At 56.8% G+C, this 21,081-nt stretch carries 22 protein-coding genes and 1 tRNA gene; 14 read left to right on the top strand and 9 right to left on the bottom strand.

Annotated features, from left to right (window positions below):
- Positions 1–115: 115 nt before the first annotated feature.
- From aroC to cobO, 4 genes are read left to right on the top strand one after another with little or no spacing between them, the layout of a single operon-like run.
- A complete protein-coding gene (aroC, locus tag ACR0BU_RS11970) occupies positions 116–1,216 on the top strand; it encodes a chorismate synthase (protein ID WP_480737357.1) in 1,101 nt (366 codons plus the stop codon).
- Positions 1,200–1,862: an HD domain-containing protein gene (locus tag ACR0BU_RS11965; protein ID WP_480737359.1), complete on the top strand. Its 663-nt coding sequence runs from the start codon at positions 1,200–1,202 to the stop codon at positions 1,860–1,862. Before aroC ends, ACR0BU_RS11965 begins: the two co-directional genes overlap by 17 nt.
- 45 nt (positions 1,863–1,907) lie before the next feature.
- Positions 1,908–2,843, top strand: a complete 936-nt coding sequence (locus tag ACR0BU_RS11960) for a DMT family transporter (protein ID WP_480737361.1) — start codon at positions 1,908–1,910, stop codon at positions 2,841–2,843.
- Between the two features lie 56 nt (positions 2,844–2,899).
- Positions 2,900–3,499: a cob(I)yrinic acid a,c-diamide adenosyltransferase gene (cobO, locus tag ACR0BU_RS11955; RefSeq protein ID WP_480737362.1), complete on the top strand. Its 600-nt coding sequence runs from the start codon at positions 2,900–2,902 to the stop codon at positions 3,497–3,499.
- A gap of 39 nt (positions 3,500–3,538) precedes the next feature.
- On the opposite strand, the gene ACR0BU_RS11950 is transcribed toward cobO, so the two are convergent.
- Together ACR0BU_RS11950 and ACR0BU_RS11945 are read right to left on the bottom strand one after the other, a co-directional pair.
- Positions 3,539–3,883, bottom strand: coding sequence for a hypothetical protein (locus ACR0BU_RS11950; protein ID WP_298937915.1), 345 nt, complete (start codon positions 3,881–3,883; stop codon positions 3,539–3,541).
- Between the two features lie 216 nt (positions 3,884–4,099).
- On the bottom strand, positions 4,100–4,966 hold the full coding sequence (locus ACR0BU_RS11945) for a branched-chain amino acid aminotransferase (RefSeq protein ID WP_299889239.1): 867 nt from the start codon (positions 4,964–4,966) through the stop codon (positions 4,100–4,102).
- Positions 4,967–5,125: 159 nt separating this feature from the next.
- Here ACR0BU_RS11945 and ACR0BU_RS11940 point away from each other — a divergent pair, with 159 nt between their 5' ends.
- The 7 genes from ACR0BU_RS11940 (at position 5,126) to ACR0BU_RS11910 (ending at position 11,622) form a co-directional block, all read left to right on the top strand.
- Positions 5,126–5,638 (top strand): MarR family winged helix-turn-helix transcriptional regulator, encoded by a 513-nt coding sequence (locus ACR0BU_RS11940; protein ID WP_298937913.1) that lies wholly within the window; start codon positions 5,126–5,128, stop codon positions 5,636–5,638.
- On the top strand, positions 5,635–6,336 hold the full coding sequence (locus ACR0BU_RS11935; RefSeq protein ID WP_299085003.1) for a response regulator: 702 nt from the start codon (positions 5,635–5,637) through the stop codon (positions 6,334–6,336). The genes ACR0BU_RS11940 and ACR0BU_RS11935 overlap by 4 nt, the downstream gene beginning before the upstream one ends.
- A 69-nt stretch (positions 6,337–6,405) precedes the next feature.
- Entirely contained in the window at positions 6,406–7,332 is a 927-nt protein-coding gene (locus ACR0BU_RS11930) for a histone deacetylase family protein (RefSeq protein WP_298937911.1), read from the top strand.
- Positions 7,329–7,571 (top strand): exodeoxyribonuclease VII small subunit, encoded by a 243-nt coding sequence (locus ACR0BU_RS11925; RefSeq protein WP_120634800.1) that lies wholly within the window; start codon positions 7,329–7,331, stop codon positions 7,569–7,571. The genes ACR0BU_RS11930 and ACR0BU_RS11925 overlap by 4 nt, the downstream gene beginning before the upstream one ends.
- The gene (locus ACR0BU_RS11920) at positions 7,572–8,438 is read left to right on the top strand and encodes a polyprenyl synthetase family protein (RefSeq protein WP_480737364.1); all 867 of its coding nucleotides are present in this window, start codon (positions 7,572–7,574) and stop codon (positions 8,436–8,438) included.
- Between the two features lie 16 nt (positions 8,439–8,454).
- Positions 8,455–10,383 (top strand): 1-deoxy-D-xylulose-5-phosphate synthase, encoded by a 1,929-nt coding sequence (dxs, locus tag ACR0BU_RS11915; RefSeq protein WP_480737366.1) that lies wholly within the window; start codon positions 8,455–8,457, stop codon positions 10,381–10,383.
- Positions 10,384–10,602: 219 nt separating this feature from the next.
- Positions 10,603–11,622 (top strand): hypothetical protein, encoded by a 1,020-nt coding sequence (locus ACR0BU_RS11910; protein ID WP_298937907.1) that lies wholly within the window; start codon positions 10,603–10,605, stop codon positions 11,620–11,622.
- Between the two features lie 141 nt (positions 11,623–11,763).
- Here ACR0BU_RS11910 and ACR0BU_RS11905 read toward each other — a convergent pair.
- A tRNA-Thr gene (locus tag ACR0BU_RS11905) sits at positions 11,764–11,839 on the bottom strand.
- A 253-nt stretch (positions 11,840–12,092) separates the two neighbouring features.
- Between ACR0BU_RS11905 and ACR0BU_RS11900 the strand changes: the two genes are divergently transcribed.
- The 3 genes from ACR0BU_RS11900 to arsJ are packed head-to-tail and all read left to right on the top strand — an operon-like array spanning position 12,093 to position 15,183.
- A complete protein-coding gene (locus tag ACR0BU_RS11900) occupies positions 12,093–12,926 on the top strand; it encodes an arsenate reductase/protein-tyrosine-phosphatase family protein (RefSeq protein WP_480737367.1) in 834 nt (277 codons plus the stop codon).
- The gene (locus tag ACR0BU_RS11895; RefSeq protein ID WP_299085017.1) at positions 12,923–13,921 is read left to right on the top strand and encodes an ArsJ-associated glyceraldehyde-3-phosphate dehydrogenase; all 999 of its coding nucleotides are present in this window, start codon (positions 12,923–12,925) and stop codon (positions 13,919–13,921) included. Before ACR0BU_RS11900 ends, ACR0BU_RS11895 begins: the two co-directional genes overlap by 4 nt.
- Positions 13,918–15,183 (top strand): organoarsenical effux MFS transporter ArsJ, encoded by a 1,266-nt coding sequence (gene arsJ / locus ACR0BU_RS11890; RefSeq protein WP_480737368.1) that lies wholly within the window; start codon positions 13,918–13,920, stop codon positions 15,181–15,183. Before ACR0BU_RS11895 ends, arsJ begins: the two co-directional genes overlap by 4 nt.
- 71 nt (positions 15,184–15,254) lie before the next feature.
- Here arsJ and ACR0BU_RS11885 read toward each other — a convergent pair whose 3' ends face one another.
- The 6 genes from ACR0BU_RS11885 to ACR0BU_RS11860 form a co-directional block, all read right to left on the bottom strand.
- Complete coding sequence (locus ACR0BU_RS11885) at positions 15,255–16,178, bottom strand: glutathione S-transferase C-terminal domain-containing protein (RefSeq protein WP_298937903.1); 924 nt, start codon at positions 16,176–16,178, stop codon at positions 15,255–15,257.
- Positions 16,179–16,299: 121 nt separating this feature from the next.
- Positions 16,300–17,259, bottom strand: a complete 960-nt coding sequence (locus tag ACR0BU_RS11880; RefSeq protein WP_480737369.1) for a Fe-Mn family superoxide dismutase — start codon at positions 17,257–17,259, stop codon at positions 16,300–16,302.
- Positions 17,260–17,590: 331 nt separating this feature from the next.
- Entirely contained in the window at positions 17,591–18,043 is a 453-nt protein-coding gene (locus ACR0BU_RS11875) for an SRPBCC family protein (RefSeq protein ID WP_298937901.1), read from the bottom strand.
- A 108-nt stretch (positions 18,044–18,151) separates the two neighbouring features.
- Complete coding sequence (locus ACR0BU_RS11870) at positions 18,152–18,964, bottom strand: XdhC family protein (protein WP_480737371.1); 813 nt, start codon at positions 18,962–18,964, stop codon at positions 18,152–18,154.
- 11 nt (positions 18,965–18,975) lie between these two features.
- Complete coding sequence (locus ACR0BU_RS11865; RefSeq protein ID WP_480737372.1) at positions 18,976–20,163, bottom strand: vWA domain-containing protein; 1,188 nt, start codon at positions 20,161–20,163, stop codon at positions 18,976–18,978.
- Positions 20,163–21,029 carry an AAA family ATPase gene (locus tag ACR0BU_RS11860; protein WP_480737374.1) on the bottom strand — a complete coding sequence of 289 codons (867 nt, stop codon included), beginning with the start codon at positions 21,027–21,029 and terminating at the stop codon, positions 20,163–20,165. The genes ACR0BU_RS11865 and ACR0BU_RS11860 overlap by 1 nt, the downstream gene beginning before the upstream one ends.
- Positions 21,030–21,081: the final 52 nt, after the last annotated feature.

The raw sequence follows: 21,081 nt of genomic DNA, 5'->3' as shown, positions 1-21,081 counted from the left end.
TAAAAATAATCCATCGCGCCGCCCACCGGGCGGCGCTACATCGCAAGTCAAACGCAAATCCGCTTGAGGACAAGGTCTCTCCCCGCTAATCACGACGCTCAAAGGAGCATGCCTTATGTCGATGAACAGTTTTGGCCATCTATTCCGCGTCACCACCTGGGGCGAAAGCCACGGACCGGCGTTGGGCGCCACTGTCGATGGCTGCCCTCCGGGTGTGAAAATCGACGAAGCCATGATCCAGCACTGGTTGGACAAGCGTAAACCGGGGCAGAACAAATTCACGACGCAGCGCCGCGAGGCCGACGCCGTGAAAATCATGTCCGGCGTGTTTGAAGGCCAAACAACCGGCACGCCCGTGCAGCTAATGATCAAAAACACCGATCAACGCTCGAAGGACTATGGTGACATCATGGACAAGTTCCGTCCGGGTCATGCAGATATCACCTACTGGCAGAAATACGGTATCCGTGATTATCGCGGTGGCGGGCGCAGCTCAGCCCGGGAAACCGCGTCGCGCGTTGCCGCCGGAGGGCTGGCGCGAGAGGCGATCAAGCAGATCGCTCCGAATGTTCAGATCACCGGGTACATGAGCCAGATCGGACCGCACAGGATCGACCGCGAAAACTTCGACTGGTCTCAGATCGAACAGAATCCATTCTGGACCCCGGACGCCAAGGCCGCCGAGGATTGGGCCACGTATCTGGATGGCCTGCGTAAGTCAGGCAATTCCGTTGGTGCCATAGTCGAGGTGGTCGCCCGAGGTGTTCCCGCCGGCATTGGTGCGCCAGTTTATGCCAAGTTAGACACTGATTTGGCCGCTGCGATGATGTCGATCAACGCCGTCAAAGGCGTTGAAATCGGTGAAGGTATGGCCGCAGCCGAGCTTACGGGTGAGGCCAACGCAGACGAGATCTTCATGGGTCAAAACGGGCCTCAATACAGCTCAAACCACTCTGGTGGCATACTGGGTGGAATTTCCACGGGGCAGGATGTTGTTGTGCGCTTTGCGGTGAAACCGACCTCATCCATCCTTACCACGCGCAAGACCATCACCAAATCCGGAGAAGAGACCGAGATCATCACCAAGGGCCGTCATGATCCTTGCGTCGGTATTCGCGCGGTTCCGGTGGGCGAGGCGATGATGGCCTGCGTCATCCTGGACCACCTGCTGCTGCACCGTGGTCAGATCGGCGAGAATCGTGGGCATATTGGCTGATCTGCGCACCCGGCTGCGTGCGGTTATCATGCAGCGGATGCAGACCGATCCTGCCCATGATCTTGCACATCTGGATCGGGTCTGGGTCAATGCTCAGTCGATCGCCGACGATCATGCGGACATGGTAGTATTGCTGGCCGCCAGCTATCTGCATGATCTGGTAAACCTGCCCAAGGACCACCCTGACCGCCATTTGGCATCCCGCAAATCTGCAGAGGAATCAGAGCCTATTCTGGCTGAATTGGGCTTTCGGACTGCAGATATTCAGGTCGTGCAACACGCGATCGAAGCCCACAGTTTCTCGGCCAAAATGCAACCGGAAACCCCCACGGCCCGTATTCTGCGAGATGCAGACCGGCTGGATGCGCTGGGTGCGATAGGGATGGCTCGCACGTTTTTGGTGTCAGGCGCGCTGGGGCGGATGCTCTACGATCCAGCCGACCCGTTTGCCGAAAATCGCACGCTGGATGATCTTCAATTCTCTATCGATCACTGGAAGGTCAAACTGCTGAACCTGCAACAGGACATGCTGACTGAAGGCGGCAAACGGCTTGCGCAGCACAGAACCAGCTGGATGATCCGCTATCTGCAGGAACTGGCGGACGAGATCGGCAGCCCTTTGCCACAAACTTGGGTCGATCCCTGATCCGACCCGTTGATCTTTCCAATTCAAAGGCGCAGGGTCCCGCCAATGGCAAAATCCTTAACATCGCATCGACCGGTCCTGGCCGTGACGCTGAAACTCAGCGCCCTGTTTCTGTTCACGTCGATGTCGGCTTTGGTCAAGGTGTTGTCCGAGGATTTCCCGCCCGGTGAGCTGGTGTTCTTCCGGTCCTTGTTCGCCATTCCAATCATCATCATCTGGCTGATTGCTCGCGGAGAGTTGGGGCAAGGCTTTGTCGTCAAGAAACCGATGGGCCATTTCTGGCGCGGGGTCTTAGGAACAACCGCCATGGGCCTGACCTTTACCGGGCTCAGCCTGCTGCCGCTGCCCGAGGTCACCGCAATTGGGTATGCCACCCCCATCTTCACCCTGATTCTGGCGGCGGTGATGTTGGGCGAACGTATCCGCATGATCCGTATCGGGGCCGTCGCCCTGGGCCTGTTTGGCGTTCTGATCATGGTCTGGCCGCGCCTTGGCAGCACAGAAATGGAAACAGCTGCCACGATTGGTGCGCTCTGTGTTTTGGCGGCGACGATTGCCCGGTCGTTTGTGCAAATCCATATTCGGCAACTGGTACAGGTGGATCATCCGGCCGCCATTGTTTTCTATTTTTGCGTCACTGGAACGCTGCTGTCGGGGCTGACGGCTTTTTGGGGCTGGACCATGCCCACATGGGAGCAGGCGACGATCTTGATCGCGGTCGGATTGACCGGCGGTGTTGCCCAGATCCTCGTGACCTCGTCTTATCGGTTTGGACAGGCGTCTATGCTGGCACCCTACGACTACACCACCATGCTATTTGCCATTGTTATCGGCTATATTTGGTTCGACGAACTGCCGACAATTGCCATCCTGATCGGGGCTGCACTGGTGATTACGGGCAACGTGGTGGTGATTTGGCGCGAACACCAGCTGGGGCTGGAACGCGGCAAGGCGCGATCCGTCACAGACCCCAAAGCGTGACTTTACCTTTTGCGAACTTCCCCTAGGTTGGGCGCAACAGTCAAAGAGGGTGCCCCATGAGCGACGCGCAGGATCACAAGGATAAGATGCAAAAGGTGCAGGCCAAGCACCGCAAAAAAGTGTCCGAGGCCGTCGACCCGGGACGTGGTCTGATTCTGATCAATACCGGTAAAGGCAAAGGCAAATCCTCGGCCGCGTTTGGCGTTGTGATCCGTGCATTGGGCTGGGGTCAGAAGGTCGCTGTTGTGCAGTTCATCAAAGGCAAATGGAAAACCGGCGAGCGGCGCTTTTTCCAAGAGCGTGATCTGGTGACCTGGCACACAATGGGCGAAGGCTTTACTTGGGACACGCAGGATCGCGAGCGTGACATCGCGGCCGCCAATGCGGCCTTCGACAAGGCCTGTAATCTGATGGCAAGCGGCGAATATGATCTGATTGTCTTGGACGAGATCAACATAGCGTTGCGCTATGAATACTTGTCGGTTGAGCAAGTGATGGAAGGTCTAAATGCGCGATCCGACCGCACGAGTGTCTTCCTGACGGGACGTGACGCGCCAAAAGAGCTTCGGGATTATGCCGATCTGGTGACAGAAATGACCGAAGAAAAGCACCCTTTCAAATCCGGGATCAAGGCCCAGCGCGGCGTGGATTACTAAAGGGTCAATAGATCGACGCAGATGCCTCGTCGACGTCGATCACCCGTCTTTGGTGCTTGATTCCGCCAGCACTGTTTCAAAGATATACCGCACCGATCCGCGCCGACTAGCAGCACTTTCAGGCAGTGTCGCGTTCGCCGTGGGCTCCTCGATCGCAAGCGCGCGCTTCTTCTGCTCGGCATAAGCCGCGAAATCGTCGTCGCAACACGAACATCCACACGACGTGGCCGCATCGTGCCGGGAAATGATTTCGTCAAGCGGATCGCCCATTTCTGACCCTTTCGCCCCTGCGGCAGCCCAATCTTCAATTCGTTTCCGAGGCGGCGGCGTGCTCTCACCATATCCTGCGCTAAGCGCGCAAACCGCCTCGAAACTCAATGCCAAATGCTAGATCATCCAGCGTTGATATATAACTGATTATTTTTGTCGGGATTTTCAAGCCTAAAAATGCGACCAAAGAGCAACTTGAGCGCTGATTGGTTTGGGCGGATTGCTGGTCAGACTGTAACGCCAAAAAGCAAAGTGCATTGAGATTATCGAACCAAAGTGAGCCGCCGGTTAAGAAACGGCGGCTCAAATTCTAATAATCCAACTGTGGTCTTAGCTGCGAACGAGCTTTTCGTAGTCGCCGGCGATTTCGCGAGTCAACTCGCCCACTTCAAAGGTGTAGTCGCCGATTTGTCCAACTGGCGTAACTTCGGCCGCGGTACCGGTCAGCCAGCATTGTTCGAAACCAGCCATTTCCTCGGGCATGATGTGACGCTCGATCACGTTGATGCCTTTGTCTTTCAGCATCTGGATCACGGTCTGGCGGGTGATGCCATTTAGGAAGCAATCGGCCAGCGGGGTATGCACCTCACCATCTTTCACGAAGAACACATTGGCGCCGGTCGCTTCGGCCACGTATCCGCGGTAGTCCATGAACAAAGCGTCCGAACACCCTTTGGCCTCGGCCTTATGTTTCGAGATTGTGCAGATCATATACAGCCCTGCCGCCTTGGCATGCACCGGGATCGTTTCCGGGCTGGGCCGCTTCCATTCTGCAATATCCAGTTTGGCGCCCTGCATCTTGGCATCACCGTAATATGCTCCCCATGGCCAAACCGCGACCGCCATGCGGACCGGGTTCTTGGCCGAAGCCACGCCCATATCTTCACCCGACCCGCGCCACACAAGCGCGCGCACATAAGCGTCTTGCAGCCCGCTGGCTTCCAAAGCTTCTTCCTTTGCAGCCTCGATCTGATCAATCGTATAGGGCATTGGCATATCCAAAGCCTCAGCCGATGCGATCAACCGTTCCGAATGCGCGCGGCTCTTGAAGATCTTGCCGTTATAGGCGCGCTCGCCTTCGAACACGGAAGACGCGTAATGCATCGCGTGGGACAGGAGATGCACGTTGGCGTCCCGCCAGGGCACCAGTTCGCCATCCATCCAGATGACACCGTCACGATCGTCATACCCCGCCATGCGAAACCTCCTGAACCGGGTTGAATTTCCGATTATTGCGCTATTTAGGTCCGAAATGGTCATAAAGTTACGCAAAAACTGCGATTCGATACCTGTGCGCTCTTGGAATGTCAATAACGCTGACATAAAGTCAAACCCGTGTAACGAATGAGGCATGATATGTCCGACATCCGCCCAGCCCCTTTGTTTGGTGGCGAAAGCTTGTTGTTTTTGACAGATGAGCAATTGCGACAAGGGATCGAGGCGATGTTCTTTGCCTACCGAGGATTTACCGCAGATCCAGACCGCATCCTGGCCGAACTGGCCTATGGTCGCGCGCACCATCGGGCGATCCATTTTATCAACCGCGCACCCGGTACAACGGTCAACAATCTTTTGGCCATTCTGGGCGTCACAAAACAGTCGCTGAACAGAGTTCTCAGAACGTTGATCGAAGACGGCCTTGTCGAAAGCCGTGTTGGAACCGTCGACAAGCGCGAACGCCATTTGTTTCTGACCGAAAACGGACGGGCATTGGAAGCACAGCTATCGGACGCGCAGCGCGCGCGCATGCGTGCGGCCTACAAAGACGCAGGCCCCGAAGCGGTTGCCGGATTCCGCAAAGTGCTTGAAGCAATGATGGATGCTGATATGCGTCATGCCTACACGAAACTTCGGGACACAACCTCATGAGCAACATGGACGCCCACCTGCTGATAGTGGATGATGATGAGCGCATCCGCGATCTGCTCAAGAAGTTCTTGATGCGAAATGAGTTTCTGGTCACGGCGGCACGGGATGCGGCACATGCGCGTCGGGTCTTGTCGGGGTTGGATTTTGATCTGATCGTTATGGACGTGATGATGCCCGGCGAAGACGGTGTCAGCCTGACCCGCGCGCTACGCGAAACAAGCACAACGCCGATCCTGTTGTTGACGGCACGTGGCGAGACCGAGCATCGGATCGCCGGCCTTGAAGCGGGAGCAGATGACTATCTGGCCAAACCCTTCGAGCCAAAAGAGCTGTTGTTGCGTATCAATGCGATCCTGCGGCGGATGCCTGAAACACCCGCGCAGGATGCAACAACAAAGATCCTAACCCTCGGCCCGATCCGGTATGACATCGAACGTGGTGAGATGTGGCAAGGCGAGGACCCGGTGCGCCTGACCGCCACCGAAAGCCAGTTGATGAAGATCTTCTCGGCACAGCCCGGAGAACCGATTAGCCGGGCAAAGCTGGTCGAAGATCTTGGGCGCGACAAGGGGCAGGCGCAGGAACGCGCCGTGGATGTTCAGATCACACGCTTGCGCCGTAAGATCGAACAGGACCCGAAACAGCCGCGTTACCTGCAAACGGTGCGGGGTGCCGGTTACATGTTGGCGCCAGATTAACAGTGCCGCTGCGCGGCGTTTTCAGGCCTTCGGCGAGGATATTTTTGGCCAGATGAACAAGGGATTCCGATGAAAACAGCCCTTTTGACCCACGCGGATTGCCTTGGGCATGTGACACCAACAGGACATCCCGAACGGGTCGCCCGGTTGGAGCATATTTTGCACGCATTGGAACCTTTGGAGCTGAACAGGGTCACGGCACCGCTGGCCGCAGATGATGATTTGATGCGCGTCCACCCCGAAAGTCACATTCGGGACATACGAGGCAACCGGCCAAACGACGGATTCGCCCAGATTGATGGTGATACGTTCATGTCTCCCGGGTCGGTCGATGCGGCCTATCGTGCGGCTGGGGCAGCAGTGCGCGCGGTGGATATGGTGCTGGGCGGCGAGGCGCCAAATGCGTTCTGTGCAATCCGTCCGCCGGGGCATCACGCAGAAAAAGAAACCGCGATGGGGTTTTGCCTGTTTGGCAATGCGGCGCTGGCCGCCAAACACGCCTTGGATCATCATGGGGTAAAGCGAGTCGCCGTGGTCGACTTCGATGTGCATCACGGCAATGGCACACAGGATCTGCTGTGGGACGAACGGCGCGCACTGGTGATCACCAGCCAGCAAATGCCACTGTGGCCCGGATCAGGGCGGCCGGATGAATCCGGTGCGTATGACACGGTGCTGAACATCCCGCTGGCCCCCGGCACCGGTGGGGCCGAGATGCGGGCCGCCTATGAAACACAGGCCTTTCCGCGTCTGCGAGCGTTCAAGCCGGAACTGATCATCATCTCGGCCGGGTTTGACGCGCATCAGGACGATCCGCTGGCCAATCTGAATTGGTCGACCGGCGATTTCGCCTGGATCACAGCTGAGCTCTGCAAGATTGCCGGTGAGGTTTGTGAGGGCCGTATCGTCTCGACTCTGGAAGGCGGGTATGATCTGAACGCGCTGGCCGATGCAACGCGCGCCCATGTGGAAGAACTGATGAAGGCAGCCCGATGACCGATACCCCCGTTGAGCAGATGACATTTGAACAGGCGATGAAAGAGCTTGAGGCCGTTGTTGGCCAGCTGGAGCGCGGTGACGTGGCGCTGGATCAGTCTATCGCGCTGTATGAACGTGGTGCGGCACTAAAGAAACGCTGCGAGGATGAGTTGAAGCGCGCCGAAGAAAAGGTCGCGGCGATCACTCTGGATGCCAATGGTCAGCCGACCGGGACGACACCTGTCGAAGGCCAGTAAATGTTTCGCGAAAGACTGGCGCAGGATGCGGCGCGCATTCAGGGACAGTTCGATCTGGTTCTGCGCGATCTGGATGATCTGAATGTGACCCGGGCGATGGGGTATGCCACTCAGGGCGGTAAGCGGCTGCGCGGGTTTCTTGTACTGGAAAGCGCCCGGTTGCATGCCATCGATAAGGCGCGCGCGATCTGGCCAGCCACAGGCATCGAGGCGCTACACGCCTATTCGCTGGTTCACGATGATCTGCCTTGTATGGATGATGACGACCTGCGGCGCGGACGCCCGACCGTGCATATGAAATGGGACGAAGGCACCGCTCTGCTGGCCGGGGATGCGCTGCAGGCATTGGCGTTTGAACTGTGTACCCGGACCGAGGTCGGAACCGCTGAAATTCGTGCTGACTTGGCTTTGACTTTGGCCACAGCCAGTGGCGCTCAGGGGATGGTACTGGGTCAGGCATTGGATGTTGCAGCCGAGACCACCCTGGACCCCTTGAATCTTTCCGATATCACCCGCCTGCAATCGGGCAAAACCGGTGCGCTGATCGAGTGGTCTGCCTGCGCCGGAGCGCGCTTGGCAGAGGCCGATCCCGAACCCTTGCGCCAATATGCCCAAGCCCTTGGCCTTGCTTTTCAAATTGCCGATGACATCTTGGATATCGAGGGTGACTCCGAAAAGGCGGGCAAGCGCCTGCAAAAAGATGCCGCGGCAGGGAAGGCAACATTTGTTTCTCTGTTGGGACTGGACGCCGCCAAGACCCGTGCCACTGATCTGGTGGATCAAGCGTGCGCGGCGCTTGATGGATATGGCCCTAAGGCTGAAACCTTGAAGGACGCCGCCCGCTTCGTTATTGCCCGGGACAGCTAAGCCAGGAACGTGCCAAATGTCTGAACGCCCGAATACGCCTTTGCTGGATCTTGTGAACCGCCCGGCGGATCTCAAGCAGTTCTCGGACGCTCAATTGCATCAGGTGGCACAGGAATTGCGGACCGAGACTATTTCGGCGGTGTCCGTCACAGGCGGGCATTTAGGTGCAGGCTTGGGTGTGGTCGAGCTGACGACAGCCCTGCACGCCGTGTTTGACACGCCACGCGACAAGATCATCTGGGATGTTGGACACCAATGTTACCCGCACAAGATCCTAACCGAACGGCGCGACCGTATCCGTACGTTGCGCATGAAGGATGGCCTCAGCGGCTTTACCAGACGCAGCGAGAGCCCGTATGACCCGTTCGGGGCGGCCCACAGCTCGACCTCGATCAGTGCAGCCTTGGGGTTTGCAGTTGCGCGCGATCTGGGAGGCGTCACCCCAGAAGGGTTGGGCGATGCGATTGCCGTCATCGGGGATGGATCGATGTCTGCGGGGATGGCGTTTGAAGCGATGAACAACGCAGGCCACCTGAAGAAGCGCCTGATCGTTATCCTGAACGACAATGAGATGAGCATTGCACCGCCGGTTGGAGCACTGTCCAATTACCTGTCGCGGATCTATGCGGAAGAACCCTTTCACGATCTAAAAGCCGCCGCCAAAGGCGCGGTGTCCCTATTGCCCGAACCTTTCCGCGAGGGCGCAAAGCGCGCCAAGGAAATGCTGAAAGGCATGGCTGTTGGCGGCACATTGTTCGAGGAGCTGGGCTTTTCCTATCTCGGCCCCATCGACGGGCATGACCTGGCCCAGTTGCTGCCGGTTCTGCGCACGGTCAAGGCGCGGGCAACTGGCCCGATCCTAATCCATGTGCTGACAAAAAAGGGCAAAGGCTATGCTCCGGCCGAACAGGCCCGCGACAAAGGGCATGCGACGGCTAAGTTCGACGTGGTCACAGGCGAGCAGAAGAAAACACCCTCCAATGCGCCGTCTTATACGTCGGTCTTCGGCAAGTCTCTGGTTGATGAAGCATCCCGTGACGACAAGATCGTGGCCGTTACCGCGGCGATGCCAGATGGCACCGGGTTGAACCTGTTTGCCGAACGCTATCCGTCGCGCTGTTTCGATGTGGCCATTGCTGAGCAGCATGGCGTGACCTTCTCGGCGGCGTTGGCCGCTGGGGGGATGAAGCCATTCTGTGCGATGTATTCCACCTTCCTGCAGCGTGGCTATGATCAGGTTGTGCATGACGTGGCGATCCAACGTCTGCCAGTGCGCTTTGCGATCGACCGTGCCGGGCTGGTGGGAGCCGACGGGGCGACCCATGCCGGATCTTTCGACGTTGCATACCTGTCCAACCTGCCCGGTATGGTCGTCATGGCAGCTGCGGATGAGGCTGAATTGATGCATATGGTGGCCACTGCGGCCGCACACAACGATGGCCCGATTGCCTTCCGCTATCCGCGCGGTGAGGGCGTTGGAGTCGATCTTCCGGAGCGTGGTGAGATTCTTGAAATCGGCAAAGGCCGATTGATCCAGAAGGGCGCGCGCGTGGCCTTGTTGTCCTTTGGCACCCGATTGGCCGAGGTTCAGAAGGCCGCCGAGGCATTATCGGCCAAGGGCATCACCCCTACCATCGCCGATGCCCGATTTGCCAAACCCCTCGATCGCGATCTGATCCTGGATCTGGCCGCCGATCACGAAGCTCTGATCACCATCGAAGAAGGCGCGATCGGTGGTTTCGGCAGTCATGTCGCACAACTGCTGGCCGATGAAGGCATATTTGATCACGGGTTAAAGTATCGCTCAATGGTTTTACCGGATGTTTTCATCGACCACGCAAACCCCGCAGATATGTATACGGCAGCGGGCATGAATGCCGAACATATCGAAGCCAAGGTGCTGGACGTTCTCGGGGTCGCGTCGATTGGAGAAAAGCGCGCTTAGTTATCGACCGACATGCCCCACGTCACGCAGCAAGTGAATTTGGCATCCGCGCAATCCGACGCGCCTGACGATCAATTCAGCCAATTGGACGTCCATCTGATCTGACTGCGCTGAGATATCAGCACGTTTGCCATATCCTCTTATATCCGGAAAGTCGCCGACGCGTCGAATTCATGTTACCCTTCTTGTCGTGGAGTGCCGAAACAAGAAGGGGACGACGTGACTAAACGTCGAGTTAGACTGGGTTATTTCGCAATTGCGTTGCTACCAGTTTGTGTTTTTGCGCTGCATGAGATCATCCAAAAGCACATGATTGCGACCGAATTGGACGTCCCCGTCAGCATTCTTGTCGACGAGCGTACTTGGCTTGAGGCGGTTGGGCGGTTCCGGTTTCTTGCGGCCGCTTGGTTTTTTGCAGCCCTCACCTTGTTGCCTGTGGCTGTGTTGGCCCGCAACTTGATCCGCCCAATGGAACGCAGAACCAGAATAACCGCTATCACTATTGTTCTGACCATCCTTGTTCTGGCCATCGTGCCCACTGTCCAACAACATATGGCGTCCAAGACCCCGCAAATCTATCACCAGGTTGGCAAGGCCGTATTTGAATCGGCCTTGTCTCAGGGCACTCTGCCCGGGTGTATCGACCCTGAGGATTCCTGGTTGCTGGGAAAATGCGGGGACATGCCGGTGTTTACCTTGTTCAGGCGCATTTTGGACGTGATCAATGCACTCGCCGGGCTTGCCATTGGGTCATTGATCGTTGGTATGATCCTGTGCCTAGGATCCCGCGAAACCCGTAGCATCGAAGAAACGGCCGCAGAGCTGGCGAAGAACCTGCGTCAGATGCGGCAACAACTATATCTGTCCAGTCTCATCCTCACCTTTGGCATGTTTTTCGCTGCAAGCTGGATGTACTGGCCCTTGCCCGTGATCTCGGATTCTGAAAAAGCCGCCTACAATTCACTGGTGACCGCATCCGCACTTTTTACGGGAACCTATTTCTGCTTGTTGATGTTGAGCTATTTCCTTCCCGTGGCCGTCATACTTGATGGAAGGATTGCCAACCTTGCAATCGCCGCAAGCCGGGAAAGTGATGCAGAGGATGCCTTTGACATTGAAGAGTGGAGGTCTTCACACAAGCTCGCCGAGGGTACGGGCGACATCATACGTGCTGGCTTTGCACTGGCCGCGCCAATACTGGCAGCATTCGCCGGGGGAATATCCCCAATCACCGGGTAACTGCTGACCGATCCGTCGACTATGCATGCCCGACCAATGGCAAGATCACGGGACGCGCCCAGAACAACAGGTGGATCCGAAGGCAGACACAATACGCCCTAAATAACCGCGCCAACTGTCGGTTGTTGTTTTGGAATTACGTGGTGCCGCTGAAGGGACTCGAACCCCCGACCCCATCATTACGAATGACGTGCTCTACCAGCTGAGCTACAGCGGCGACCTTTGCTGTATCGGCGAAACTCGGCGATCCAACAAAGATGCGACGGATCGTTTAAACGGTCGGCTGAAACAGTGCAAGCCTCGATGTGGTGGTTGTTTGCCGGAGTTTGATCCAGTTTTGGTGTTTTTAGAAAATCTCTGAAATCGTTCCCTCGTGTAAGAGCCACGGCTTCAATAAGAACTTAAAAACTGTGATCTGCGTTGTCAGATCTGACTCGACACAAGCTAATTAATTCTATATTTCATGAAATATGATAGAAGAAATAACAAATCAGCTAGCCATCCTTGGCCACCCCCAGCGTATCAGCGTGTTTCGCATGTTAATGCGACGGTTTCCTGACACTGTTCCGGCAGGCGAGCTTTCATCGGAACTGGGTATCAAACCCAGCACCCTGTCGAATTATCTGAACGCGCTGCAACGGTCGGGGTTGGTGTCGCAGACGCGCTCAGGAACATCTCTGCTCTATTCTGTTGAAATGAAAAACGTGCAACGCATGCTCGACTTTCTGATCGTTGATTGCTGCCGTGGTCGCCCTGATCTTTGCATGCCCTTCACCCAAGGAGGTGACGCCATGACGGACCGAAAGTTTAATGTCCTGTTCATTTGCGTGGGCAATTCCGCCCGCTCAATCTTTGCCGAAACTCTGCTGCGCGAAATTGCAGGCGACAAGTTCAATGTGTTTTCTGCGGGAACACGGCCCAACTCCAAGCTGAACCCGTTTGCCCTTCATGTCCTGAAAGATAAAGGCCACGACACGTCAGTACTGCGCTCAAAGAATATCTCGGAATTCACCGGGTCGGACGCGCCGGAAATGGATTTCGTGTTTACCGTCTGCAATCAGGCGGCAAACGAGGAATACCCCCCATGGGAAGGTCAGCCGATCAGCGGGCATTGGGGCATGGTCGATCCGGTCAAAGCCACCGGCACCGATGCCGAGAAAAGCCTGGCGTTCCAGAACGCTTACGGGGCGCTGAAACGTCGGATTGAGGCGTTTACATCGCTGCCCGTCGAAAGCCTGGACCGCATAGCGCTGCAATCTGCCGTCGATGACATCGGCAGGACACCATCTGAGGAAATGACATGACGACATATGCTGTGAACGGGCTGGGCCGGATCGGAAAGCTCGCCCTGAAACCCTTGTTAGAGAAGGGTGCAAAGATTGCCTGGATCAACGATGCAGTAGGTGATCCGGAAATGCATGCCCACCTGCTGGAGTTCGACACCGTTCACGGACGTTGGGATGCCACATTCACGCATGACGAAAACAGTGTCACAATCAACGGAACCCGCCTGCCTTTTATCGGTGTCAAAGACCTGAACGCCCTGCCTCTGGACGGGGTCGACGTGGTGATCGACTGCACCGGCGTCTTCAAGACCGAGGCAAAACTAGCCCCGTACTTCGAAGCGGGCGTAAAGAAGGTTGTCGTCTCGGCGCCTGTCAAAGATGGTCCAACGGCCAATATCGTCTGCGGTGTCAATGAAGAAACCTATGATCCATCCGCGCACCGCATCGTGACGGCCGCCTCATGCACCACCAATTGCCTGGCCCCGGTGGTCAAGGTCATCCACGAAAACCTCGGCATCCGCCACGGGTCAATCACTACAATCCATGATGTGACCAATACGCAGACCATCGTGGACCGTCCGGCAAAAGACCTGCGCCGCGCGCGGTCTGCGCTGAACTCTTTGATCCCGACCACCACCGGGTCGGCCACGGCCATCACCCTGATCTACCCCGAGCTCACCGGGCGACTGAATGGCCACGCGGTGCGCGTTCCGCTACTGAACGCATCACTGACCGATTGCGTTTTCGAGGTCGAACGGGAGACCACGGCGGAAGAGGTCAACAGCTTCTTCAAGGTCGCGGCCGACGGCCCGTTGAAGGGAATTCTCGGCTACGAAACCCGCCCGCTGGTTTCGACCGATTACACCAATGATGAACGGTCTTCGATCATCGATGCTCCCTCGACCATGGTGGTGAACGGCACGCAGGTGAAGATCTACGCGTGGTACGACAATGAAATGGGCTATGCGCATCGTCTGGTCGATGTTGCCCTGATGGTTGGTGCCTCGCTGTGACCCAACGGCCCGAGGGGCTGTCGGCCTACATCGCAGTCACTGCGGCTTATTGGGCCTTTATGTTGACCGATGGAGCACTCAGAATGTTGGTGCTGTTGCACTTTCACACTCTGGGCTTCTCACCGGTTCAGCTGGCCTATCTATTCGTGCTCTACGAGATTGCGGGGATGGCCACCAACCTTGCGGCGGGGTGGATCGCGGCACGTTTTGGGCTGACCTCGACCCTGTATGCTGGGCTTGGCCTGCAGGTTTTAGCGCTGCTGACGCTGACGCAGCTTGATCCGGGCTGGACCGTCGGGGTTTCGGTTGCCTTTGTGATGATCGTGCAAGGGGCCAGCGGGGTCGCCAAGGATCTGGCCAAGATGTCCTCGAAATCCGCCGTGAAACTGCTGGCACCGACTGAGGGCGGCGGATTGTTCCGCTGGGTCGCTGTGCTGACCGGATCCAAAAACGCAGTCAAAGGCCTTGGGTTCCTGTTGGGCGCGGCACTGCTGGCGACTTTAGGATTCATCTGGGCCGTTCTGGTCATGGCGGTCGTGCTGGGTGCGATCCTGATCGCAGTTGCGATCCTGATGCCGTCTGGCCTGCCCAAGGGCCGCAAAGGCGCGAAATTCTCCGAGGTGTTTTCGAAATCTGCCAATGTAAACTGGCTGTCGGCGGCGCGCGTCTTTCTGTTCGGTGCGCGCGACGTTTGGTTTGTCGTTGGCATCCCGATCTATTTCTACGCCGTTCTGTCCGACGGAACGGAAGACGGTAATCGAGCAGCGTTCTTCATGATCGGCACGTTCATGGCCGTTTGGGTTATCCTCTACGGAGCGGTCCAGGCCAGCGCGCCAAAGATCCTGCGCGCCGCTGAGCGATCCGAAGACGACCTGATCCGTGCCGCGCGCAGTTGGGCCGCGCTGTTGTTTTGCGTACCCGCAGCCCTCATGGGTGCCGTATTGATGACCTCTGGTCCTGAACCTTGGCTAACGATCACACTGGTGATTGGCCTATTGGTTTTTGGCGCCATCTTTGCGGTCAATTCCTCGCTGCATTCCTACTTGATCCTGTCCTTTACGCGGGCCGAGCGGGTCACGATGGATGTCGGCTTCTATTACATGGCAAACGCATCCGGTCGGTTGCTGGGCACCGTGCTGTCCGGCCTGACTTACCAGATCGGAGGATTGCCGCTTGTGCTGGGCACGGCCGCTTTGATGGTTGCCATTGCGGCACTGACATCCGGAAAACTGCAGGTTCAATCATCCGAGGCCCGCTCATGAGTATCTTCGAACGCTACCTGACCACCTGGTCGCGCTTGCCATGACTTGGGGGACACGATCTGGGCGATGGTTTAAAGCCCGTCGCGACAATCCCAATTTATCTGGGGTTGCTGGGCGATTATCCCAAACGGATTGTGGCTTCCGTCATTTACGTAATAGCCGAAGCGAATTTCTTCAAAATTAACAGTCTCTTTCACGCCTGGGCCCTGGTAAATACGGCGCGTAAAGCGCCAGAGAGCTGGATAGTCCACCAGTCTTTTTCTGGTGCAGCGAAAATGCGTTGCGTACACGGTATCGAACCGTACCAGAGTAGCAAAAAGGCGAATATCAGCGGTCGTCAGATCATCTCCAAAGAGAAAGCGCTGATCCATCAATCGATCTTCAAGGCGATCCATTGTGTCGAACACTGTGTCGACCGCATCATCGTATTCGCCTTGTCGTTCGGCTTTGCCAGCGCGGTAGACCGCATTTGACAGGCCATCAAAGATCTGACTGGTCAGCTTATCAATCTCGCTAGCCAAGTTGTCTGGCCGCAGCTCGGGGCCCCGGCCAGCTTGATTAAACGCCAAGATTATGTCGGCCGAGGAATTGGACAGCACCAGCTGACGTTTGCTGTCCCATAGCATCGGCACTGTTGCGCGACCGGTGTATGTGGGATCGGTCAGGGAATAGAGCTGATGGGCGTGTTTGATATTGCCCAATCGCGTAATCGGCCCTTCTGGCAGCAGGCCATAGCCTTCGATACGTCGCCCGCCTGCCCATTGTATTGGCACATTGTCAGAAAGCTCGCTTAGCTGCCGCACAATCACCGTCGCATGAGACCATGGGCAACTTGCTGAGGCGATCAACACAAACCGATCTGGATCGTGCCGCAAAGCATGCAACACATCCGCATCAATGATCGTAGCCAGAACACTAGCTTCTCGGCGGTAGGTGCCGGACAGCATTGATCTGTCCGCGTTTTGGTCCCATCGGCCGTCGATCAACATACCCATGTTTTAGAATCCGCCTCGCGCTCTCGATATGTTTGCTTTTATCTAACCTTATTTCTGGAAAACAGAAATTGTTCGCGGATTGACTGCGAGCCTCATCAAATGGAACACCTGAAAGTAACGCCTATTCGATATTGCTTGACGCTGAGTAGCCCATTGCGCGCCACGCCGTAACACCGCCTGAAAGGCTACGTGCGTTGATGCCGTACATACGCAGTTCCTCCGCTGCCTTTTGACTGACCCAGAAACCATACATGCAATAAACCACGACTGGCTTATCTTTGGGCAAGTCGTTGGCCCACGCAGCAACATCAAAAGAGTCATGCCATTCGCTTCCCGGTATTCGGTTTCTGTATCGTTCGCAGTCGTCATCGTGCCGTACATCGAGAACCAGAACATCGTCGCCGCGGTCAAGACTGTCCTTCAGCTCGCTGATCGAAATCTGGTTGGGATCGGCTTTCTCATTCACCACCGCCCCACCCAGTGATCGGTGGAATCGTTCCGCCACGCGCACCCAATGAACACTTTGTAGGAACGCAGAGACATAACCCATCCGGTCCAACCCAAAATCACCGGAAAAGGCGTGCTCTCCCATGTCGAGCACAAGAAGAGGAACCGCATCGGATAGAAACTGCGCACTATCGATCGTTCTGACATTCATCAACCGACCAAATCGATCCGACCACGCCAGAATAGCCCAACCACCTTCTCCCAACGTCGCCATTGACGAGAATTCGACCCGCCAGGCTGCGACGCTGCCAAAAACTGCTTCAATAGCTTGTGTTAGAGCCGAATCCGATAGCTCTTCACCGCCTTCTTCGCCAAGGGATAAGAAATGTAGTTCGTGCAGAATGACCAAGTTGGCAACAGTAAGGTGCTCTGCGAGCAGAGCATCGTTGCGATCATCCCTCGCAATCTGCTTTTCGATCTCGTTCAAGCGGCGAACCGCGCCGCCATACACCTGCTCAAAATGCTGTTCGAGCATTTCGGGCGTAAAGCCGTCGATCTTATGAGCTTTGAACGGGATACCCCGAACGACATGTTGGCCGGGAACATAGGTTTTGAATTTCTGGTGCGTATTCATGCGCATCCTCCCTGCTGTTGCGGGTGTCGTGGATGCGAAACTTGGGCCTAGGCCTCACGGGGCGTTCGCGGCCCCATGAGGGTAATTTGAAATATGACAGCGGTGTCGTCAAGATACCGCCCACGGTGGCCGCCAATCGGTCGGCTGGCTCAATGTCGCAACAGCCTTGACCGCTGTCGGCCCCCAGCGAGGGAAACTTTTGGCCTTTGCTTTGACGTGTTTATCAGCCGAACCAATCGATCCTATCTCAGAGGCTATGACGGATTACACCAGCAGATGCTGGCCGCTGACAGACTAGCGGCGTGACCAACACCCCTATTAGTCGCGCACTTCAGGACGCAGACTGCTCTGAAACGATTTCCCCGAACCGCGTGAAGAATTTCCCAGATAGTTTCTTGGCAGTCCCTGCAATCAACCGGCTGCCCAGCTGCGCTATCTTGCCTCCGATACTTACGTTCGCAGTGTAAGCCAGTAATGTCTCGGCACCATCTTCCGTCAACGTGACTTCGGCCCCACCCTTGGCAAAGCCGGCAGCACCACCTTTACCTTCTCCGCTCAGGGAAAACCCATCCGGTGCGTTCGACGTGTCCAGCGTCACCTCCCCTGCAAACCGCGCTTTGACCGGGCCAATTTTCAAAACCACCTTAGCCTCGAGGTCTTCAGGCGAGTTTTGGATCAGCTCTTCACAACCCGGAATGCACTCACGCAGGATGTCAGGGTCATTCAGCGCCCGGTAAACCACGTCGCGCGGTGCCGAGATGCGGATTTCGTCACTCAATTCCATCAAAGTCTATCCTTTGTTCAGCAACATCTCGGGAAAACAAGAAGTGCGGTTTCCGCCGCTTTTTCGGCAGTTGTTTCAGGTTGTACAGGCCAGAACGCCCTTAGGCGCCTATGCAAGCTTCTCATCATGGGACCGCTCCGTGGATTTGTCACTGTTCCGCCACATCACGATCTCGGCGAGGATCGACAAAGCGATCTCGTTCGGGTCAATCGCGTGAATATCCAGACCTGCTGGAGATTTGAGCCGCGCAACCTGCAGCGGATCCATTCCCTGCGCGATCAATTTTGCGGTCAGAGTATCAGCCTTGCGGCGGCTTGCCACCATCGAAACACGGGTCGCACCCGTTTCCAACGCGGCTTTCAGAGCAACGCTGTCCCCTTGGCCCTGCGATGCAACAACCACAAAGTCCCGCGCTTCAATGCCCAAATCAGCCGTCTTATCTGGCGCAAAACGGGTGTATGCGCCGGATGTTTCCGCATCATCAGACAGGCAAACGCGAAATCCGGCCAATGCGCCATGCGCGGCCAACGCGGTCGCGATGAGAGACCCGCCAAATATCACCAACCGCGGCGCGTGCCGATAGGGTTCAACCAAAAGATCAACCGTGCCACCGGAAGGGCACCCGCTTCTGAACGTCTGTACGCCATCGGGATCGGTCATGTTCACCACCTTTTTCGAAGGTTTGACCCGGATCATCTGCGGTGCGCCACTGGCCAACGCCTCATGTGCCGACGACCGAACCGCGCGTTGAACACAGGCGCCACCCAAATGGCCCAGGATTTGACCGTCTCGCGTGATCGCAGCCTTTCCTCCGGCTTTGGCCGAAGTCGCATCCGCGGTACGCAATACGGTCGCTACACAGAACGCCTCTCCGGTCTGGCGCAGTTGATCAATCGTGTCGAATATGTCGAAATTTGCCATATGGGCTCCTTTCACAGCTTTCGGAACTGCGGCTCCAATGCCGCCAGTGCCTCTAATGTGTTGGCCGGCAGGTGCGCATCCAGGTACGGTTCGGCCGCCTGCATCGCAGCGGCAATAGGTTGATAATCTTTCCATCCTTTCAACGGGTTCAGCCAGACGATGCGCCGGGCCTTTCGCCGAATGCGCGCCAGTACATCGCCCAGCGCTTGTGGGTCTGAGCTGCAATACCCATCTGACAGGATCAGAACGATCGTACGACCGTTCAATGCGCGTGCGCCGTACCCGTTCAGAAAGCTCTCAAGGCTGCCAGAGATATCCGTGCCTCCGCCAAACCCTTCTGCCATCAACGACAACCGACCGGCCGCGCGCAGCGTGTCATGGTCGCGCAACGCATCGGTGACACGCATCAACCTCGTGTGGAAGAGATAGGCGTCGGCCTCAGTCCCAGTACCGATCAGACCCTTGAGAAAGGCGAGAAAGACCCGGGAATACACCGTCATCGATCCGCTCACGTCGCACAGCGCCACAATCCGCATTGGGCGCGGCGGTCGAGCTTTATGAAACAGGTCCATTGGCTCACCGCCCCGTGCAAGGCTGGCACGCTGGATCCGGCGCATATCCAGGGCTGGCCCTCTGCGAGACTGCTTGCGCCTGCGCGAACGGCGATCCCGAATGGCACGCGCAAGGGCCAAAGCCGCCGATTCCGCCTGTTTTAGAGCCTCTTCATCCATGATTTCGCGCAAATCCCGACGCGACAGGTTGGCCGTGCGGGTCGCAATCAGCTTCCCGTCCATCCCCTTGGCCTCCCCGTCGCTCGGATCAGGAGTGGTGGCCTGATCTGTGTCGGATTGAGTGTCCTTGCCTTCTTGATCCTGCGCTTGCCAGATCATGGGTTTCGCCGATTGCACCCGAACGTGCGCCGTCTGTGCTGTGCCCACCCGCTGCTTTCCGGCATTGAACCAATAGGCGTCAAACAACTCATCAAAGCGGCGCCAATCCTCGGCATCCCCGGCCAGTAATGCACACAGTGCCTGCCGGGCCTGCCCTGCATCGGTCGCATCAATCGCCGACAATACAGAAAGCGCGTCCCCGGTTTCCTTTGGGCCAACGCGCAGACCATTCATCCGCAAATGCGCAATGAAACCGGACATGCGATCCGCAAGCCCATGCGCACGAGCAGGAAATCGGGTGACCTGCATTATGCCACCTTTCCAATCAGCCGATCCATTACCTCGGGCGGGGCGGCGTCGTAATCTGCGGCGGTTTTAAGAAGACAAACCAGGGTTGCCTGCACCTCTTCGCGTGATTGGGCAAGGTCATTGACCCCCAATCCTGACAAAGCAGCCGCCCAATCCAACATCTCGGCAATGCCTGGTGTTTTCTCCAGATCTTCCTTCCTTAGTGCCTGCACAACGCCAACGATCTGTTGCGCCAGTGTTGCCTCGACATCGGGCATTCGGGCCTGCAGGATCGCCAATTCAGTTTCCTGAGACGGGTAGTCGAGGAAGCTGTAAAGGCACCGCCGCCGCAACGCATCCGACAGGTCACGCGTTCCATTCGCAGTCAGGATCACAATCGGCCGCGCGCGTGCCGTGACTGTTCCCAGTTCAGGAATCGTAATCTGAAAGTCGGACAGTATCTCCAGCAGATACGCCTCAAATTCCTCATCCGCCCGATCAATCTCATCGATCAGCAGAACAGGCGGAACTGTGGCGGAAATAGCCTCTAATAAGGGCCGTTTCAGCAGATAGTCATCTGTAAACAACTGCGCCTCGCTGGTTCCTCCCTGCGCTTCACTGGCACGAATGGCCAAAAGCTGGCGCTGATAGTTCCATTCATAGATAGCGTGGCTGGCGTCCAGCCCCTCGTAACATTGCAACCGGATCAAACGGGTATCGCGCGAGCCCGCCACAGCCTTAGCAACCTCGGTCTTTCCCACACCCGCCGGACCTTCGAGCAGTAAGGGTCGCCCCAGGTCCTGCGCCAAATGCAACGCCATCGCCAACCGATCATCGGCGACATAGCCCTGTGCGGCCAACCCGTTCTTCACGTCACTCAAAGTCAAAACCAGGATCCCATCTTCATCTGGCCCAAAATATCCCGGGGGAGGTTTCGGA

It is taken from the genome of Ruegeria sp. CK2, assembly GCF_056536585.1.
Note: the sequence above shows the minus strand (reverse complement) of the source record. Positions and strands in the feature narration are given on the sequence as shown.

Excerpts from the sequence above, each read along its gene's own strand:
- aroC (WP_480737357.1), top strand. The coding sequence starts at position 116 with ATGTCGATGAACAGTTTTGGCCATCTATTCCGCGTCACCACCTGGGGC.
- ACR0BU_RS11960 (WP_480737361.1), top strand. The coding sequence starts at position 1,908 with ATGGCAAAATCCTTAACATCGCATCGACCGGTCCTGGCCGTGACGCTG.
- cobO (WP_480737362.1), top strand. The coding sequence starts at position 2,900 with ATGAGCGACGCGCAGGATCACAAGGATAAGATGCAAAAGGTGCAGGCC.
- ACR0BU_RS11945 (WP_299889239.1), bottom strand. The coding sequence starts at position 4,966 with ATGGCGGGGTATGACGATCGTGACGGTGTCATCTGGATGGATGGCGAA.
- ACR0BU_RS11940 (WP_298937913.1), top strand. The coding sequence starts at position 5,126 with ATGTCCGACATCCGCCCAGCCCCTTTGTTTGGTGGCGAAAGCTTGTTG.
- ACR0BU_RS11935 (WP_299085003.1), top strand. The coding sequence starts at position 5,635 with ATGAGCAACATGGACGCCCACCTGCTGATAGTGGATGATGATGAGCGC.
- ACR0BU_RS11930 (WP_298937911.1), top strand. The coding sequence starts at position 6,406 with ATGAAAACAGCCCTTTTGACCCACGCGGATTGCCTTGGGCATGTGACA.
- ACR0BU_RS11925 (WP_120634800.1), top strand. The coding sequence starts at position 7,329 with ATGACCGATACCCCCGTTGAGCAGATGACATTTGAACAGGCGATGAAA.
- ACR0BU_RS11920 (WP_480737364.1), top strand. The coding sequence starts at position 7,572 with ATGTTTCGCGAAAGACTGGCGCAGGATGCGGCGCGCATTCAGGGACAG.
- dxs (WP_480737366.1), top strand. The coding sequence starts at position 8,455 with ATGTCTGAACGCCCGAATACGCCTTTGCTGGATCTTGTGAACCGCCCG.
- ACR0BU_RS11900 (WP_480737367.1), top strand. The coding sequence starts at position 12,093 with ATGATAGAAGAAATAACAAATCAGCTAGCCATCCTTGGCCACCCCCAG.
- ACR0BU_RS11895 (WP_299085017.1), top strand. The coding sequence starts at position 12,923 with ATGACGACATATGCTGTGAACGGGCTGGGCCGGATCGGAAAGCTCGCC.
- ACR0BU_RS11885 (WP_298937903.1), bottom strand. The coding sequence starts at position 16,178 with ATGGGTATGTTGATCGACGGCCGATGGGACCAAAACGCGGACAGATCA.
- ACR0BU_RS11880 (WP_480737369.1), bottom strand. The coding sequence starts at position 17,259 with ATGAATACGCACCAGAAATTCAAAACCTATGTTCCCGGCCAACATGTC.
- ACR0BU_RS11875 (WP_298937901.1), bottom strand. The coding sequence starts at position 18,043 with ATGGAATTGAGTGACGAAATCCGCATCTCGGCACCGCGCGACGTGGTT.
- ACR0BU_RS11870 (WP_480737371.1), bottom strand. The coding sequence starts at position 18,964 with ATGGCAAATTTCGACATATTCGACACGATTGATCAACTGCGCCAGACC.
- ACR0BU_RS11865 (WP_480737372.1), bottom strand. The coding sequence starts at position 20,163 with ATGCAGGTCACCCGATTTCCTGCTCGTGCGCATGGGCTTGCGGATCGC.